The sequence below is a fragment of the Actinomadura rubteroloni genome, from assembly GCF_002911665.1.
GTDB classification, from domain to species: Bacteria; Actinomycetota; Actinomycetes; order Streptosporangiales; family Streptosporangiaceae; genus Spirillospora; species Spirillospora rubteroloni.
The window spans coordinates 1,600,952-1,619,033 of record NZ_MTBP01000001.1 but is presented as its reverse complement, the minus strand read 5'-3'; the positions used below and the strand labels follow the sequence as shown (position 1 = coordinate 1,619,033).

Sequence of the window (18,082 nt, the reverse complement as noted above, 5' to 3'; positions counted from 1 at the left end):
GTTCGATGTGCCGGATGACCTTATGTGGAGCTGACTGGCTCGTCCACACCAAGAAACTCGAGCCGAACGGGTGACACCTGTCGTCCGAACGGCCGACACGCCACAAGCGAATAGGGCACTGACCTGGGCGTATGCCAGCCATCACGGTCGATTCCCTCTCGAAGTCCGGACGCCCTGCCGCGGCGCCGACGATCATGTGATCTGTATCACTCTCGACTTGTTTACTGCTGCTGTGTAAGAAACGTTTCGGTAGTTCGCGGGCCCGGATTTTCTGTTGCACGCAGTAATTATCGGGTAACGTTTCGGGGCCTAAAAAAGGGTGGGCGCTGCATGTGGACCGGTCGGGGCTTGTGGTGGCGGCGGTCGGCGCGGACGCTCGTTCCAGTCGTCTTGCTCGGGTCGCTGGTCGTCCCTGGCGGTTCTGCTGTCGCTGAGCCGGGCACGCCGGTTGCTCGTGTCACCCCTCCGCCTACCGCCGGGAAATCGCGCACGTCCGGTTCGGCCGTCCGCGACGGCCAGTTCGTTCCCCTGCGGGATCGTCCGCTCGGAAGCGTGACTGTTCCCGCGAAGGCGAGTGTCTCCGTACTACTCGCCGGTCAGGCCGGCATTCCCCGGAAGTCCATCGAAGCGGTCGCGGCCCAGTTGACTGTGTCGGGCCAGAGCACAGGCGACCTTCTCGCCTACCCGAACGGCGAGCTCCACCGGGACACGAAGACCGCCCGCACGCTTTCCTACGTGCCCGGTACAGCGGTCCGTGGTTTCTCTCTGCTCCGGCTCGGCAGTGATGGCCGATTGCTTCTGGCCAATCGCGGGGCGGGCCCGGTGAAGGTCGACATCACGGTCGAGGGCTACCTGCTCGATCGACCAGGGAGCAGACCCGCGGGCGGGTTCACCGCGCGCGGATACGAGCAGATCGGCCAGGTGGACGGGCTCGCGCCGGGAACATCCCGGCGCCTGCGTCTGCCGGCGGGACTCGCTCTCCCCGACCGGACCGACGCCGTCATGCTTCAGGCCGTCGCCCGGGCCCCACAGGGCTCGAAAGCGGGTGCAGTCAGTCTTACGCCTGCCGGGCAGGATCCGCCCGCGTCTCCGCAAGTGACTTATGCCCCTGGCCGGGTCACGTCCAACACGCTGGTGACGACGTCACCGGATGGCGGCTATGTGGTCCGCAACCAAGGGTCCGCAGCCGTGGACATCTCCGTCGCCCTGATCGGTGTCTTCGCCGATACCGGTGGCTCGTCTTCTCCCGGCCAGCGCTTCGTCCCCGTCGCGCAACTGCCTCTGGCATTCGACAAGGTCACGATCGAACCCCGGGGCACTACGACCATCGACCTTGACGGTCAACACGGCGTTCCCCGCGTCGGGACCGCATTGACCGCCGCAGCGCTCGCGGTGACGGCGAACAGCTCGGGAGACGGCGTTCTTCGCGTTCGCGCGGAACGCTCTTCCGGCAAGTCCGGACCCGCGGTGCTGCCCTACAGTGCCCGCTCACCGGCGACCGGCACGGCGGTCATCGGATTTCCCAAATCGGGCCGCCGCACGATGGTCATCGAGAATGACGGAGACTCACCGGTGACCGTAGCCGTTGATCTTCAAGGGTACGCGCGTACTCTCGCGGCTCCGAAGATTCCCACCGCGGTCACGGCGACTGCCGGAGAGTCCCAGGCCACAGTCGTGTGGACGCCCCCGATCGACGACGGCGGCGCGTCGATCACCGGGTACACCGTCAAGGCGTCGCCCGGTGGAAGAACCGCGCGCGTCACCGGCGCCGCGACAAGAGCCACCGTGACGGGCCTGCACAACGCCAAGGCGTACACGTTCACCGTCACGGCCACCAACGCCGTCGGGACTTCCGGCGCGTCCGCGCGTTCCACCGCGGTGACACCGCTGGGCACTCCGGGCGCGCCTGCGCTCGTGTCCGTTTCGGCGGGGAACGGCTCGGCCACTCTGGCATGGAAAAAGCCCGCCGACGACGGCGGACGTCCGATCACCGCCTACGCCGTCCGGGCGATGCCGGGAGGCAAGACGGTCGTCGTCGCCGGAGACAAGAGAACAGCGACCGTGACCGGCCTGACGAACGGACGGCCGTACACCCTGACCGTGACAGCGGCCAACGCCACAGGTACCGGGGACACGTCCGCGCCGTCCCGCGCGGTGACGCCCGCGGGTCTCGCGGCGGCACCGACCGCCGTCACGGCGACCGCCGATGACGGCCGCGCGGTCGTCACCTGGGCAGCGCCTCGTACCACGGGCGGCACGCCGATCACCGGCTACGCGATCACCACAGCACCCGGCGGGAAGATCGTCCGGGTAAGCCGCGGTCAGCGCCGAGCCAGCGTCACCGGGTTGGTGAACGGCACGGCCTACACCTTCATGGTCACCGCGCAGACGGCTTCCGGTCCAGGCGCGCGCTCTGCCGCCTCACGGCCCGTCGTGCCAACCGGAAAGCCCAGTGCGCCCACCCAGGTGACCGCCACGCCCGGTGACCGCTGGGCGACCGTGACCTGGGCTCCGCCCCGGGTGGACGGGGGCGTCCCCGTTTCCGGTTACACCGTGTCGGTCGTGCCCGGCGGCAAGACGATACGGACTGACCGCACGTCGCTGACGATTTCCGGGCTGAGCAACGACACGACGTACACGTTCGTCGTCCGTGCGAGTAACGCGCGCGGTACCGGCACGGGGTCAGAGGCGTCCGCGCCGGTGACTCCGTCCCGAACCTTCGCCGCGACGACGACCGGTGCGCCCGGTGCGCCCACCCAGGTGTCGGCGGTCGCCGGCGATCGGCAGGCTGCCATCTCCTGGTCTCCGCCCGCTGACGACGGCGGTTCCCCGATCACCGGTTACACCGTCACGTCGTCGCCGGGCGGTCTCACCGCGACAGCTCCCGCCGGATCCACGACCGCGACCGTCACCGGCCTTACCAACGGCACGGTTTATACCTTTACCGTCAAGGCCACGAACGCTTTGGGCGTCAGCGTGGCGTCAGCGCCGTCGAACTCCGTGACTCCGCCTGGTTTCATCAGCCTCAACACCCAGATCGGCGGTCCGAAGGTCACTCTGACCACGACCATCGCGCTTCAAGACGGTCGTGTTCGTTTTTCGGGTGTTGCCGGCCAGCGGGTGAGTGTTGCGTTTTCTGGGTCGTCGTTCTCGTACGGCAAGGTCGCGGTGTCGTTGGTGGGTCCGGGCGGGACCGTCGTGGCACCGAACAGTTCCTGGTCCGGCTCGTATTTGCTGGGGCCGGTGAATCTGCCCTCAAGCGGCGAGTACACGGTCCTGGTGGACCCGGTGGGGGATGTGACGGGTTCGGTCGGTCTGCAGGTTTTTGAGGTTGCTGATCAGATTTTGGCGGCGACGGTTGGTGGGGCGTCTGTTCAGGTGGCGACGACCGTTCCAGGCCAGGATGGTCGTGTTCGTTTTTCGGGTACTGTCGGCCAGCGGGTGAGTGTTGCGTTTTCTGGGTCGTCGTTCTCGTACGGCAAGGTCGCGGTGTCGTTGGTGGGTCCGGGCGGGACCGTCGTGGCACCGAACAGTTCCTGGTCCGGCTCGTATTTGCTGGGGCCGGTGAATCTGCCCTCAAGCGGCGAGTACACGGTCCTGGTGGACCCGGTCGGCGACGCGACCGGATCGGTCAGCGTGCAAGTCTCCGAAGTGGCCGACCAAATGCTCGCGGCCACGGTCAACGGACCTGCCGTTCAAGTGTCCACACCTGTGCCCGGACAGGACAGCCGGGTTCAGTTCGCTGGAACTGCCGGCCAGCAGGTGACCTTCTGGCTTTCCGGGTCCACCTATGCCACGGGCCAGGCCGTTCCGTCTTTGCTGAAGCCTAACGGCACGGTCGCGTCCACGGGCTCGGAGTACTGGACCAGTGGCGCGTACAAATTCGGGCCCCTGACGCTCACCGATACGGGCACCTACACCTTCCTCATCAATCCGAAATCGATCTCCGTCGGCGGCGTGACCGTGCAGATCACCGACCAGACGGCGAGCGTTCCCGGTGCACCCGACGCACCCACCGCGCAGCCCGGCGACCGGCAGGCGACCATCTCATGGGCACCGCCGCCCGTGACCGGCGGCTTGCTAATCACCGGTTACACCGTGACGGCGAGCCCGGGCGGCCGCACCGTGACGGCAGCGGGATCCGCGACGTCGGCGACGCTCACGGGACTGACCAACGGCACGGCCTACACGTTCAAAGTTCGCGCGACCAACAGAATCGGCAACGGCCCCGACTCCACCGCGTCCGCTCCGGTCACCCCGTTCGCCCCGCCAAGCGCTCCACAGGAAGTCTCAGCCACTGCGGGCGACGCGTCCGCGACCGTGACCTGGACGGCGCCGTCCAGCGACGGCGGCAGTGCCGTCACCGGCTACACCGTCACAGCCTCACCAGGCGGTCAGCAGGTGACGACAACGGCCACCTCCGCAACGGTGAACAGCCTCACGAATGGAACCGCCTACACGTTCACCGTCACGGCCAGCAACGCGGGCGGCCCCGGTGCCGCATCCGCCCCGTCGGACCCGGTGACGCCACGAGCCGCGATCAAGCCGGACCCGCCGACACAGGTGAGCGCGGTGCCCGGCGACCAGAAGGCCGTGGTCAGCTGGACCGCACCCGCACAGGAAGTCGCAAGCTATACCGTCACGGCTGATCCCGGCGGCCGTCAGATCACAACGTCCGACACGACCGCCACGATCACGGGCCTGACGAACGGCACCTCGTACACGTTCACGGTCACCGCGACGTCTTCGACGGACACGGTTTCCGACCCTTCACAGCCGTCGAGCCCAGTGACGCCGACGACTGTTCCGGACGGCCCGGGATATGTGTCCGCCGAACCGCATGACCGTGCGGCCGATGTCACCTGGCTCGCCCCCGCGGACAACGGCGGGTCCCCGATCACCTCATACCGCCTGACCGTGAGTCCCGGCGGCACGGTCGTCACGACCAGTGGGACTGAAACCACCGCGCACGTCGCCGGGCTGACGAACGGCACGCTTTACAAGTTCACGGTGGTCGCCGTGAACGCCTTGGGCGTGAGCCCTTCGGTGACCAGCGGTTCCGTTGTCCCACAACCGCCGCCGGGGCAGCCCGACCAGGTCACGGCAATTCCCGGCGATGGCCAGGTCCGCGTGATGTGGGAGGAACCTGCATCGGTCAGTCCCATCACTTCCTACGAAGTGACGGCATCGCCTGGAGGGCAGAAGGTCACCGTTGAAGGCACCGAGCAGGAGGCCCTCTTCACGGGGCTGACCAATGACACGGCGTACACCTTCACCGTCGTCGCCATCAATGAGATGGGCGCCGGTGCGCCCTCGGAGCCGTCGACACCAGTCACTCCGACGGCCCTCGCGCCCGCACCGACCGGCGTGACGGCCGTCGCGGGAGACCGGCAGACCACCGTGAGCTGGACCGCGCCGTCCGACAACGGCTCGGGGTCCGTGCTCTCGTACACGGTCACGGGCAACGGACGAAGCTGGAGCTTCCCCGGCGATCAGACTTCCGGAGTCGTCACCGGACTGACCAACGGCGTCCCGTACACGTTCGTCGTGACCGCCGTGACGAACGCCGGACCCGGTGCTTCCTCGGCACCATCACCGGTCGTCACCCCCAACACCCGGCCGGGCTCCCCCACGGACGTGACCGCGGTTCCGGGCGCGACCGACGCCACAGTGACGTGGTCCCCGCCAGAAGACACGGGCGGGCTTCCGATCACCGGCTACACCGTCACCGTTTCGCCGGGCGGCCGCACCCTGTCCATCCCGGGCGACGATCCGGCAACCGACGTCACCGACCTGACGCGCGGCACCACCTACACGTTCACGGTCACCGCGACCACGGCCGGCGGAACGTCGGATCCGTCTGCGGCGTCCACGCCGATCACCCTCGCAGACCTCCCCGGCGTCCCTACCGGCGTCACCGCGACGCCCGGTGACGGCACCGCCCACATCACCTGGACGGCCCCCGCCGACGACGGCGGCGCGGCGCTGAACTCGTACACGGTCATCGCCCACCCCGGTGGGCGCACGGCCGTGGTCGACGCGGCCTCCACCACCGCCGACGTCACCGGGCTGACGAACGGCACCGCCTACACGTTCACCGTCACCGCGACGAGCGAAGCCGGCACGGGGACCGAGTCCGCGGAATCGGCGCCCGTGACTCCCACGGGCCCGCCGGATCCGCCGCGCGACGTCACGGCGGTCCCTGGCGACGGCCAGGCGACGATCCACTGGACGGCTCCGCTTTCGGGCGGCTCGCCCATCACCGGTTACACCGTGATCGCCGCGCCGGGCGGCGCCACCGTGACGAGCACCGACACCACCGCCACGATGCCCGGCTTGACCAACGGCACCGCGTACACGTTCACCGTCACCGCGGCCAGCGCACTAGGCGTCAGCCGGTCTTCCAGCGCGTCGGAACCGGTCACGCCCGGTGCCACGCCTGCCGCTCCCACCGGCGTCACCGCCGTCGCAGGAAACGGACAGGCGCAGATCACCTGGTCGGCGCCCACCGGCACCGGCGGCGCACCGCTCACCGGCTTCACGGTGACCGCGAGTCCCGGCGGCAGGACGGCGACCGTCGGCGGCAACGTCACCACGGCCACCGTCACCGGGCTGACCAACGGCACGTCCTACACCTTCACCGTCACCGCGACGAACGGTGCCGCAGAGAGCCCTGCGTCCGACCCGAGCGGGGCCGTGACGCCGACCGGCGCGGCCGGTGCACCCGGCGGAGTCACGGCCGTGTCCCGCGACTCGGGAGCCCACGTCACGTGGCAGCCGCCCGCCTCGAACGGCGGTTCACCGATCACGTCGTACGGGATCGCCATCTCACCCGGCGGCATCACCGCCACCGCAGCGGGGACGAGCACGTCCGCCGACGTGACCGGCTTGACGAACGGCGTCACCTACACCGTGACCGTCACCGCCCTGAACGCCGGAGGGTCCAGTGAACCGAGCGCTTCGACGACGGTGATCCCGGCCCGACTGCCGGGCGCGCCCACCCAGGTCTCCGCCACCGCCCTCGACTCACGTGCCACCGTCACCTGGACGGCGCCGGCGGACACCGGCGGAGCGCCGATCACGTCGTACAAGGTCACCGCGAGCCCCGGCGGGACGTCCGTGGTCGTCACGGGCACCACGGCGACGATGAGCGGCCTGGTCGACAACACGGCCTACACGTTCACCGTCACCGCCACCAACCCGGCCGGCGAGGGACCGGCTTCGGGTCCCTCGACTCCGGTCACGCCGGTCGCGGCGCCCGGAGCGCCCGGCAACGTCGCGGCGCAGCCCGGCGACGGCAAGGCCGACGTCACATGGGACGCGCCCGGTGACCCCGGCGGCGCGCCGATCACCGCCTATGTGGTGACCGCGTCGCCCGGAGAGATCACCACGACCGTCAGCGGTACCTCGGCCACGCTCTCCGGTCTCACCAACGGGACGCGCTACACGATCACGGTCACCGCGGTGAACGCGGGCGGCTCCGGCCCGGCCTCGCCGTGGACGAGAGTGACCCCCGTCGCCGTTCCCGGGACGCCGCTGAACGTCCAGATCGGAGCCGGCGCCGACTACGCCCAGCTCTACTGGAGCGCGCCCTCGTCCGACGGCGGCTCGCAGATCACGTCCTACACCGCGACGGCAGTGCCTTCCGGCGTTTCGTGCGCCACGGGGACGTGCCCCACCGTCACGGTCAACGGCTACGCGTCCACCGCGCGGCTGACCGGCCTGACGTCCGGTGCCTCCTACGAGTTCCGGCTGCACGCGACCAACGCCGTCGGCGACGGCGCCGATTGGGTGACGACGGCCGATCTCACGCCGGGGTCCGTGCCGGGCCGGGTTCAGGACGTCCAGGCGATACCGAAGGAGGGCGAGGCGCTCCTGCGCTGGAGCCAGCCCGAGTTCACCGGTGACTCGCCCATCACCTCCTACACGGTCACGGTGTCGCCCGGCGGCAGGACCATCAGTGTCCCGGCGACGACCGCCGCCGTCTATCAGGTCACGGTTCCCGACCTCACCGACAACTCGCCCTACACCTTCACCATCGCGGCCGTGAACTCCTATGGGAGCGGGCTGCTCTCCGCGCCCACCGCCGAGATCGTCCCCGGCCGGGTCCCCGGCCCGCCCGTTCGCGTGGTCGCGGCCGGCGGCGACGGTGTCGCGGAGGTCAGCTGGGCGTCCCCGGCCGACCAGGGCACCAGTCCCGTTGATCGGTACGTGGTCTACAACATGGTCACAGGCCAGTCGTTCGACGCTTTGCCGGGAATGAACAGCGCGGCCATTCCCGGGGTGGCCAACGGGACCAAATACGCGTTCCAGGTGACCGCCGCCAACCGCACCGGAACGTCGCTGCGCTCGGCGAGGTCCAACCCGGTCACGCCCCAACAGACTCCTCCGCCGGGCCGGCCGCTCGTCACGAGCCAGATCGCGGGCGACCGGCAGACGACCGTGACCTGGAGCCCGCCGGACACGGGCGCCGCCTCCGTGACGCGTTACGACGTCACCGCGTCGCCGGGAGGCGCCACCGCGCACACCGACGGATCACAGCGCCAGGCCACACTGACGGGCCTGGACAACGGCACGGCTTACACCTTCACCGTGACCGCGACGAACTCCGTAGGAACGGGCGAGCCATCACCGATCTCCCAGCCCGTCACGCCCAAGGCCCCCGATGTGCCACAGCCACCGGACTTGCTGACCGTGACACCGGGTGACGGGACGATCGACGTTCGCTGGACACCCGCAGACGGAGACGGTGCACCGATCACCTCCTACACGCTCACGGCGAAGCCGGGCGACGCTCGCGTCGAGGTGAACGGGACGACGACGCACGCACAACTGACGGGCCTGACGAACGGCACGTCCTACACGGTCGCGTTGACCGCGACCAGTGAGGCAGGGACCAGCCTTCCTTCCGTGAAGTCGGACCTTCGGCCCCAAGCTCACCGCGCACCGGTTCCGCCTTCCGACCTGACCGCCACCATTCCCGCCGACGGCTCGATCCGGATCGGCTGGTCGCCGCCCGCCGATTCCGGGACGTCGCCGACGACGACCTACACGGTCACCGTCCAGCCGGGCGGGCAGACGATGAGCGTTACGGATTGCGCATCCGATGCCGCCACGTGCGCCGTGACGTGGCCGGGACTCGACCAGTCGACGCCGTACTCCTTCTCCGTAACGGCGTCGAGCGCGGACGGGACCAGCCTGTCCAGCGCGTCCACCGCGCCTGTCACTCCCAAGCTCGCCTTCCGCCACCCGGTCAAGGCATTGTCGGCGGCAGCCGCGTCCACGCTCACCGCGATCCACGCCGACGGCACCCTCGTTTTCGACGGCCCGCCTCCGGAAGTCGCCGCGCTGACGCCGGGCCAGTACGTGACCGTCCCCTCGACGAACGTCGAGCCCCGCGGCTATCTCGCCAAGGTCGTGTCGGTGGCGAACAAGGATCAGCAGGTCGCGGTCGCGACCGAGAAAGCCGGTCTGCCCGACATCCTCAGCGAGGGATCGTTCGCCGGCAGCGCGACGCTCAATGCCGGCAACGTCTTGAAGGCTTCCCCCGGGAGCCCCGGCGTGGAGATCCTCAACGGACCCGGTGCGCAGGGAAGAATGTCCTCAAGGGGCGCACCGAGTGGTGGCCCGGGCCCGCTCGACCCGATCATCCTCCGGGTCAATCTCAACCTGGGCCGCGGAGCCTTCGCCAAGGGCACCCTTGCGGTCACTCCTGTGGTCAATTGGGAGCTCCATTCACGGTCCGCCACTATCGCGGCGAAGGCCGTCGTGACCGGATCACTTCAGCTCCATACGTCTGGGGCATGGGGACCGAAGGGGCCGGAGATCTCCCTCGGTCACTACATCGTCTTCGCACAGACGGTCTGGATCGGTGACGTCCCGGTCGAGATCACCGTGGACGTGACCCCCACCGCGAAGATCAAAGCACGGGCGACCGGTGCCATCGACCTCAGAGCGATGACGAGTTTCGAAGCAGGCGCGCAGGTGTCGGGCAGCTTCTTCAAGAAGCCCACCTTCCGTAGTATCTACGCCAACCACACGCGAGCGGTGAACCCGGTGGTGCGGGCTCAGGCCTACGCGGAGGTCGCAGTTCAGGTCGATACCGAGGTTTCCATCTACGAGTCCGTGTCGGTGGGAATCGAGTCCACGCCCTACGTGCGCCTGGAATCCGACATCAACGCCAACCCCTGGTGGAGAGTCAGGGCGGGTGCGAGATACCAAGCCTGTGCGGAACTGTTGGGCGGCTGGATCAAAAAATGTACGCCCCCGAGCTGGCTTGACCTCGGTGTCACAATCGCCCACGCCGACGGACCGTTCACCGGGCTCGCAATCGTGCCCAGCCAGGCGAGAACCGTGGCCGGGCAACCCTTCCAGTTCATTGAGCAACCAATAAACACCACGGATGGGCCAGTGAGCTGGAGGGTGACCTACGGTCCTGGACATATCGACTCGGACGGCCTGTACCAGTCCGCCGATCCGGGCACGGCCGTGGTCGAAGTGCATCGTCAGAACAATGACGTGGTCCTGCGTGACGCCCAGGCCGTCATCGAGGTCGGCGCCGCACCTCCGGGCCCGCCGGCAGGCGTCCAAGTGACACCAGGTCCGCTTTCTGCGCTGGTCAGCTGGCAGCCTCCGGCGGAGCAACTGGAAGGGATCATCGGATACGCCGTCGTGGCGTCGCCGGATGTTCCGACCGTGTTCGCCGAGGCCTCCGATCGCAGCGTTCGTCTCACCGGACTCGCCGCTGATCAGCTCTACACGGTCCAGGTCTACGCACTCAGCCTCAACGGAATGTCACAGGCGTCGAACATTGTATCCTTCACCCCTTCGAAAGGCATCACCGAGAATGGTGATGCAGTGAACATCGCCGTCGATTCGCAAGGGAATCCCGATGACACTGGAATTGCCGGAATGGCAGCACCGGCAATCCTTTCCGGTGATGGAAACTACGCATTTTTGATAACTGCGGCGGATAGTAATCTGGTACCACCAAGCGCCCGGCAGGCCGGAAGCAGCTTGCCATTCATGCTCCGTAAGAACCTACGCACGGGAGAGATCGATCTTGCTTCGGTCGCCGCTGACGGACATACGCCGATTGCGGTCATGCTCACATCGGTCGGAGTGCCTGACTCAGGAGCACTGGCGAGCGCTGATGGAACTAAAATCGCCTACCTCGGCATTGAGGGCTGCGATATAGAGGGTCTGTGCCTCGATGCCCTGAGTATGCACGTTCTCGTACACGATATGTCCGATGGTTCAATCTGGAATATCGGATCCACACGAGAATCCGCCGATGGGTCCGGTTCAATCAAAGGCCCGTTCCGGCCGATCGCCATCAGCGGGGACGGTGAAACACTCCTTTACAATTTCATCGATGGGGACCTGAGTACCAACAGTGGGTTCGCTAGCTACTACTGGCAGAGGCGCGGCGGTTCGCCCCGGGTCGTGGCCAAATCCACGACCACGGGCGGAATTGCCTTGTGGGGCGCAGATATGTCCGCCGACGGGAACACTGTGGTCTACGCGCGAGCCGACTTCCCGCCGGGGGAGACCAACGATCCCGCCCTCTGGCAGGCTCAACTGTGGGCCTACCGTGCGAGCGATGAGTCCGCAGAGGTCGCCGTCTCGGGCGGATGCTCGTGCATCTCGCCGAACATTTCTCCAGATGGCTCGACCGTAACGTACGCGTCCCCCAACGGATCGGGCGTTGGACTGTTCACCAGGAAGCTGAATGCCCCTCCGGACGCGAGTGGCGTCGGAGTGGCGGATGTCTGGGGAACGACGACAGCGATGGATATGCGCGGTCGCTACATCGCCTACTTCACGGATGGCTCCTCGTTCACAAGCGGGATTTACGATTCCTACGGCGCCTACACGTCCATCTCCGCTCGGAACATCACGGGCATGAGCTACGACGCGTCAAGAACCCTGGGGGTGACTGGAGAAGACGCCGGAGTCTGGCTGCAGGCGTACGATGTACCCACCGACCAGTCCGACCTCTCCGAATGCAACCAGCCGGATTACGGCTCGATCGGCCAGCACGGGCGGCGAACTGGAATTCGCGTCAAGCTCTGCGGAGATGGCCTGGGGCAAGGAGGCCCAGCAGCTCCATATATCCGGCCACCCGGCTGGCCCTCTTCCACTTCTCCGCCCGGTTGGCCGACCCGTAACTCGCCAGTCATTAATCCCGATGGAAAAAGATTCTGGCTGTTCAACCGTGGGCACCTGCTGGCCAACGTGCTCGGTGGCTCCGGGACCGACAGTCGCAATCTTGTGACAGAGTTTGCTTACGCGAACCAAATGCTACAAAAATCACTTGAGTTGCCTGTCGCGCAAAAGCTCAGCTCAGATCCGAGCGAAGAGATTTTCTATTACGCCATACCGGTATATTCTGATCTACCGCGCACTGCACCACTCGACGTTACCCACGTCGGGTGGAACGATAGCCGAGAAGCTTACCCAAGCCTGGACGACCCCATGCCCAACAAGATACATATCGTCGCCCAGGGCACGCAGGGGTACCATCTTGACGCATGCATTCCCAACACACAGGATTACGCTGGGTATATCGAATATGACGCTCCCTGCATCGCTTGAAGACTTCATCGGGCCACCCATCGCGCCTCCAACACCTGTCGACTGGTCGGAGGTGGCACACGTTCTCGGTACCGACTTGCCAGGCGACTACAAGGAGCTCGCAGATAAATATCCAACGCTATTCATCGCGCAATGGCTTCCCGTAAGTCATCCCGCGACTCCAGAGCCGCCCCATAATCCATATAGCTTGCCCAGTCTTCAGTGGGAGGCAATTACTCAGAGTCGTTTTATCATCCAGGCCCGTCCCGGGGCATTGGAGGCATACGACCCGCGAGACCGGCGGACCAGGCGAAGCAAACTGCCAATGCGCCATCTACCTTTTCCGGCATACCCCGAGCCCGGTGGCATGATGCAATGGGGATTGACCGAGAATAACACCATGTGCTGCTGGCTCACTGAGGGAGATCCCGACGAATGGACGATCATAATTGTTGACGATGTCATTGCATGGCAATATCTAGGAAACATCACCGAGTTCCTTTCCGACCTTGTCACCAGGCGCGTGATATGTCCAAATTTCCCGGAAGGTTTTCCGAATGAAGGAATGGAGACATTGCAATTTTTGGACTGAGACTTGATTGGATCGTCAGGCGGGGGTCGGCAAAGTCGATCATGAGGCTTGGAGCAGGATGATCGCGTGCCCGGGGTCGCGGACGTGGTATCCGTTGGCGGCGGCGATGTTCGTTTCGCTGTCGATGAGTAGCAGGCTGATGGCGGTGCGGCGTTGGATGGCCATGACGCGCGATAATTTTCGGTTCTGACCCGGGGTTTGTCTTATTGGTAGGTGACGTCGCGGACCCGCGCAGCTTGTTTCGATGCGTCAGTGGCCGCGGCTCCAGGACATCGGGGTCGCGCAGGTCGGCGTCTGCGGCGTCGCGCTGGTGATGAGGTAGACGACCTCGACGGTCTTCTTCCCGTTCTTGGTAAGCAGGGTGACGTCATAGTTTGAGCGGCGTGGCATCGTGACATGAGACCAGCGACTCGCGGGTGCGGGAGTCGGGTTGGTGGCGAACGTGCTGGACGCCCGCTTTCAATGGGGGTGCTGCGGGGCTTCGGAATTTCGGGGTTGGGTGCTTTCGAAAAGTGCCCTTCAGGTCAGATGGACCGGGGGCCTTGCCCAGGTGGATCGCTGCTGCAACACCGCCGCCCAGGTCTGCCGCTGAGATTGTGCCCGATAGCGCTGGACGGCAAGACGGTGAAGAGCGCCCGCCGCTACGGAGCTGGGGTTCGATGAAGAAGGCGCGTTGAAGGCGCTCACTCCAGGCTTTGCGGGCATGGGCGGCTTCGGAACGCGAAGCAGGCAGTCAAAGCTTGCCTGGGGCAATTCATTCGCTCGCGGCGTCTTCGGCCTCCCAGCGCAGCAGGTCGCCCGGTTGGCATTTGAGTGCCTCGCAGAGGGCGGCGAGGGTCGTGAAGCGTACGGCCTTGGCGCGGCCGTTCTTGAGTACCGCCAGGTTGGCGGGCGTGATCCCTACGCGGTCCGCGAGCTCGCCTACGGACATCTTCCGTCTGGCCAGCATCACGTCGATGTCGACGACGATCGGCATCAGATCACCTCGTCCAGCTCGGCCTGCATCTGTGCCGCTTCGATGTCGCGCGCTACGGCCTGGGCGAGGAGCATTCGCAGCACGAGCACGATGAGCGCGACGCCTAGGATGGCCACGCCGATTCCGGCCATGATGACGGTGACGCCCGGGTCGTCCCGCTGGCCCGGCGCGTTGAAGGCCGTGACCGCGAACCACACGAGGGCAGCCGCCACGATCGCGCCGATGATGACGTCCACGTAGCGGAAAGCTGCGTGGGAGAACACGGTTCCGCGTCGCACCATCGCCACCAGGCGCCATACGCATGTCACGGCGACCTGAATCGTCCCGATACCCAGGATCGTGAGCACGCGCAGCGGGGTCAGCGGGAGTGATCCGTCCTCCGGGTCGTTCCCGCTGACCAGTGTCCACACCATCAATGCCTGCACGAACACGGTGCCGGCGAGCACCACCGCGAGCACGGCGCGCAGCGCGCGCACTGTCAGCTTTCCCATGACCCATCCTCCGATCGACCCACAACGGAAATCTATCGACTTTCGATAGGTTGAGCAAGGCTTGGGGTGGACTGCGGACTGCCTCTCGGCCGATCGGCGCCCTCTGCCGTCGCAGGACTCACCGCACGCCTCCCGCGAAAGAACTCCCTTCGGAGCCGTGACCTCATCTGGGGACTCGGCTGTCGCGCCGGGAGGCGCGCCGGGGCTTGGGCGCGCGGGCCGCCAAGGAGCCTCCTGCGCCGGAAGATGATTCGCCGACGATGGGCGGGCTGCCGTGGCCGGGGCGTCGGGGGTCGCCCTTGAGTTCCTTCAGTCCGTCCCGTGTGGCGGGTACAGGACGGGCCGGAGCTTCGACCGTCGCGCGTCCGGCAGCCACGTGACCGCTCAGCGCTCTGCCCTTGGGCTCCGACGTGCTCGCTTGATCCCTTCGGGCGGCGTCTGGAGCGACACTGCTGCATGGCGATCAGTCCGGCACGGGCCGCAGGCCTCCACCTGCATGTCTTCGATCCGAGTAACAAAACGTCGTACGGCCGTCAACCGTCCAGCACTCGGCAACGTCAAGGAGGCCCGTCCGGCACAAGGCCACGTCCGGGTCCGGCCTGCGGGCGCTGGCGAGGCCCTAGGGCGTCGTCCGTGACTACTGCGGTTTTGTGTTGGGCTCGTCGTTGAAGGATGTGTAGTGGGTCAGGACTTCTGGGTTGGCGAGGGAGTCCTTGTTGGCCGCTTCTTCTACTGGCGTGCCCTGGAGGATTTTGCGGACGGGAACTTCCAGTTTTTTGCCGGACAGGGTTCTCGGGACGCCGGGGACGGTGATGATCTCGTCGGGGACGTGGCGGGGCGAGAGCGCCGTGCGGAGTTCGTTGCACAGGCGGGTTTTCAGGTCCTCGGTCAGGTCCGTTCCGGGAGCTAGCTGGATGTAGAGGAGCAGGCGGCCTTCCGTGCCCAACCGGCCCGTGTCGATGACCAGGCTGTCGGCCACCTCGGGGAATGCCTCCACCACTCGGTAGAAGTCGGAGGTGCCCATGCGGACGCCGCCTCGGTTCAAGGTCGAATCCGAGCGGCCGTAGATGATGCAGGAGCCGTCGGGACGGATTTTGATCCAGTCGCCGTGGCGCCAGACGCCGGGGAACATGTCGAAGTAGGCGTCCCGGTAGCGCGTTCCCTGCGGATCGCTCCAGAAGGAGACGGGCATGGACGGCATCGGCTCGGTCAGGACGAGTTCGCCCACCTCGTCCGCCAGTGAGGCCCCGTCGGGGGCGAACGCCTCGACCTTTGCGCCCAGGCCCCGACATTGGATCGCGCCCCCTTCCAGTGGGAGCAGCGGGCTTGGGCCGACGATGCAGGTGCACAGGTCTGTTCCGCCGGACATGGAGCCGAGCAGGAGATCTCGGCCCACGGCCTCGTAGACCCAGGTGAAGCCCTCGGGCGGGAGGGGGGAGCCTGTTGAGCCGATTCCTCGGAGGCGGGAGAGGTCGTGGGTCTCGGCTGGGCGGGTGCCTTCTTTGCGGCACGCCAGGAGATAGGGAGCTCCTACGCCCAGGTAGGTGACGCCTTCCTCCGCCGCCAGGGACCACAGGTCCCGTGGGGCGCCGTCGTAGAGGACGATCGTCGCCCCCACCAGCAGCCCGCCGACCAGGTAGTTCCACATCATCCAGCCGGTCGTCGTGTACCAGCAGAACACGTCGCCCGGACCGAGGTCCTGGTGGAAGGACAGCGCCTTCAGGTGTTCCAGGACGATCCCGCCGTGGCCGTGGACGATCGGTTTCGGCAGGCCCGTCGTCCCGGACGAGTACACCACCCACAGCGGATGGTCGAACGGCACCTGCGCGAACTCCAGCGGGTGGCCCGGACGCGGCAGGTCGGCGTACCGCATTCCCGTCCGCAGGCCGTCGGGTGTGGAGGCCGGGTCCAGGTACGGGACGAGCACCGTGGCGCGCAGCGACGGGAGCGCGGCCTCGATGTCGCGGACGGTGTCGCGCCGGTCGTAGCGCTTGCCGTTGTAGGCGTAGCCGTCCACCGCGATCAGCACCGACGGCTCGATCTGGGCGAACCGGTCGATGACGGACGACGAGCCGAAGTCCGGTGAGCACGATGTCCAGATCGCGCCCAGCGAGGCCGTCGCCAGGAAGCAGATCAGCGCCTCGGGGATGTTCGGCAGGTACGCCGCCACCCGGTCGCCCGCGCCGATGCCCAGCGCCGCCAGTCCCGCCCGCACCTCCGCCACGTGCAGCGCCAGGGCCCGCCAGGTCAGGATCTCGTGCCCGCCGGCCTCGGAGCGGAACACGACGGCGGTCTCGTCCGCGTGCTTTTCGGCGCGGCGCAGCGCCGTCGCGGCGTAGTTCAGCGTCGCGCCCGGGAACCAGCGCAGGCCGTCCACCGGCATCCGGCCGCCCGCGCGGACCGGGCCGTCGCCGCGCACGCCAGCGACCTGGAAGTACTGCCAGACCGCGTCCCAGAACGCGTCGATCTCGGTCACCGACCAGGCCCACAGTTCGTCGTAGGACTCGGTGAGGATCCCCCGGTCCCACAGCCAGTGCTGGAAGTGGGTGGCGCGGGCGTTCGCGACGACGGCGTCGGTCGGCTCCCAGAGCCGGGTGGTGGCGTCGGACATCGGTCATCCCCCTTGGGCGCGTGGACGGGCTGCCTGATCAGGATCGGGCGGGGGCGCGGCGCGGGGCAAGCACGAGAGGAACCTGTGGATAACCGGGGTCAGGCGCGGGCGAGGTCCCGGACGGCCGTGATCACGGCGCCGGTCTCGGCGAGCGTCGGCAGGACCACGTCCGCCCCGGCCGCGCGCAGTTCGGCCTCCGTCGCCGCGCCCGTCGCGACCGCGACCACCGGGGTGCGGGCGATGCGCGCGGCCTGGACGTCGCGGGTCGAGTCCGCGACGTACACCGTCGCGCGCTCCCCGAACGTCGTGCCGTACTTCTCCCCCGCGCGGGTCCGGGCGATCTCCAGCAGCGCGGCCTTGCTGTACACGCCCGTTTCGTAGCCGCCGGTGTCCAGGTCCAGCGAGCCCGACAGCCCCATCGCGGTGAGCTTCAGCCGCGCCACGGGCTCGATCGACCCGGTCAGCACCGACTGGACGGTGGACGGTTCGCGGCCCAGCGCGTCCAGCGCCTCCCGCGCGCCCGCCAGCACCCGGCCGTGGGCGCGCAGGTCCGCGCGGCGGGCCGTGAACGCGGCGGTGAGCGCCGTCATGAACGCGGGCAGGCTGTCGTCGGTGGTGACGATGTCGTTGAACGCCAGCGTCTCGAAGATGATCTCCGATTCGGTGCGTCCGGCGGTCGGCGCGAGCCGCACCAGCGGACGGCCCGTCGTGGCCCGGAACGCCTCCGCGTACGCCTCGCGGGTCACCCGCCCGACGTCGACCAGCGTGTGGTCGACGTTCCAGAGCACCAGCCGGTCCAGCGTCGTCATCGAAGTCCCATGCGCGTCCAGCGGCCT

8 protein-coding genes are annotated in these 18,082 nt (G+C 67.3%); 2 read left to right on the top strand and 6 right to left on the bottom strand.

All coding sequences use genetic code 11. The annotated features are described in order from the left end of the window. Window positions 1–552 precede the first annotated feature (552 nt). Both BTM25_RS07150 and BTM25_RS29100 read left to right on the top strand, forming a co-directional pair. Window positions 553–12,597, top strand: a complete 12,045-nt coding sequence (locus BTM25_RS07150; protein WP_168212036.1) for a fibronectin type III domain-containing protein — start codon at window positions 553–555, stop codon at window positions 12,595–12,597. Beyond that, a complete protein-coding gene (locus BTM25_RS29100; protein WP_146058991.1) occupies window positions 12,575–13,168 on the top strand; it encodes a hypothetical protein in 594 nt (197 codons plus the stop codon). The genes BTM25_RS07150 and BTM25_RS29100 overlap by 23 nt, the downstream gene beginning before the upstream one ends. A 39-nt stretch (window positions 13,169–13,207) precedes the next feature. Here BTM25_RS29100 and BTM25_RS30655 read toward each other — a convergent pair whose 3' ends face one another. The 6 genes from BTM25_RS30655 to BTM25_RS07130 form a co-directional block, all read right to left on the bottom strand. After that, on the bottom strand, window positions 13,208–13,333 hold the full coding sequence (locus tag BTM25_RS30655; RefSeq protein ID WP_268877640.1) for a hypothetical protein: 126 nt from the start codon (window positions 13,331–13,333) through the stop codon (window positions 13,208–13,210). Window positions 13,334–13,417: 84 nt separating this feature from the next. Further along, on the bottom strand, window positions 13,418–13,558 hold the full coding sequence (locus BTM25_RS29535; RefSeq protein WP_168212035.1) for a hypothetical protein: 141 nt from the start codon (window positions 13,556–13,558) through the stop codon (window positions 13,418–13,420). A 364-nt stretch (window positions 13,559–13,922) separates the two neighbouring features. Then, window positions 13,923–14,144: a helix-turn-helix domain-containing protein gene (locus BTM25_RS07145; RefSeq protein WP_103561907.1), complete on the bottom strand. Its 222-nt coding sequence runs from the start codon at window positions 14,142–14,144 to the stop codon at window positions 13,923–13,925. Then, window positions 14,144–14,635 (bottom strand): DUF2975 domain-containing protein, encoded by a 492-nt coding sequence (locus BTM25_RS07140; protein WP_103561906.1) that lies wholly within the window; start codon window positions 14,633–14,635, stop codon window positions 14,144–14,146. Before BTM25_RS07140 ends, BTM25_RS07145 begins: the two co-directional genes overlap by 1 nt. 637 nt (window positions 14,636–15,272) lie before the next feature. Then, window positions 15,273–17,246 carry an acetoacetate--CoA ligase gene (locus BTM25_RS07135; protein WP_103561905.1) on the bottom strand — a complete coding sequence of 658 codons (1,974 nt, stop codon included), beginning with the start codon at window positions 17,244–17,246 and terminating at the stop codon, window positions 15,273–15,275. Between the two features lie 98 nt (window positions 17,247–17,344). Continuing rightward, on the bottom strand, window positions 17,345–18,055 hold the full coding sequence (locus BTM25_RS07130) for an HAD family hydrolase (RefSeq protein ID WP_103561904.1): 711 nt from the start codon (window positions 18,053–18,055) through the stop codon (window positions 17,345–17,347). Window positions 18,056–18,082: the final 27 nt, after the last annotated feature.

Coding starts and splice junctions, on each gene's coding strand:
- BTM25_RS29100 (WP_146058991.1), top strand. CDS start 12,575: ATGACGCTCCCTGCATCGCTTGAAGACTTCATCGGGCCACCCATCGCG.
- BTM25_RS30655 (WP_268877640.1), bottom strand. CDS start 13,333: ATGGCCATCCAACGCCGCACCGCCATCAGCCTGCTACTCATCGACAGC.
- BTM25_RS29535 (WP_168212035.1), bottom strand. CDS start 13,558: ATGCCACGCCGCTCAAACTATGACGTCACCCTGCTTACCAAGAACGGG.
- BTM25_RS07145 (WP_103561907.1), bottom strand. CDS start 14,144: ATGCCGATCGTCGTCGACATCGACGTGATGCTGGCCAGACGGAAGATG.
- BTM25_RS07140 (WP_103561906.1), bottom strand. CDS start 14,635: ATGGGAAAGCTGACAGTGCGCGCGCTGCGCGCCGTGCTCGCGGTGGTG.
- BTM25_RS07135 (WP_103561905.1), bottom strand. CDS start 17,246: ATGTCCGACGCCACCACCCGGCTCTGGGAGCCGACCGACGCCGTCGTC.
- BTM25_RS07130 (WP_103561904.1), bottom strand. CDS start 18,055: ATGACGACGCTGGACCGGCTGGTGCTCTGGAACGTCGACCACACGCTG.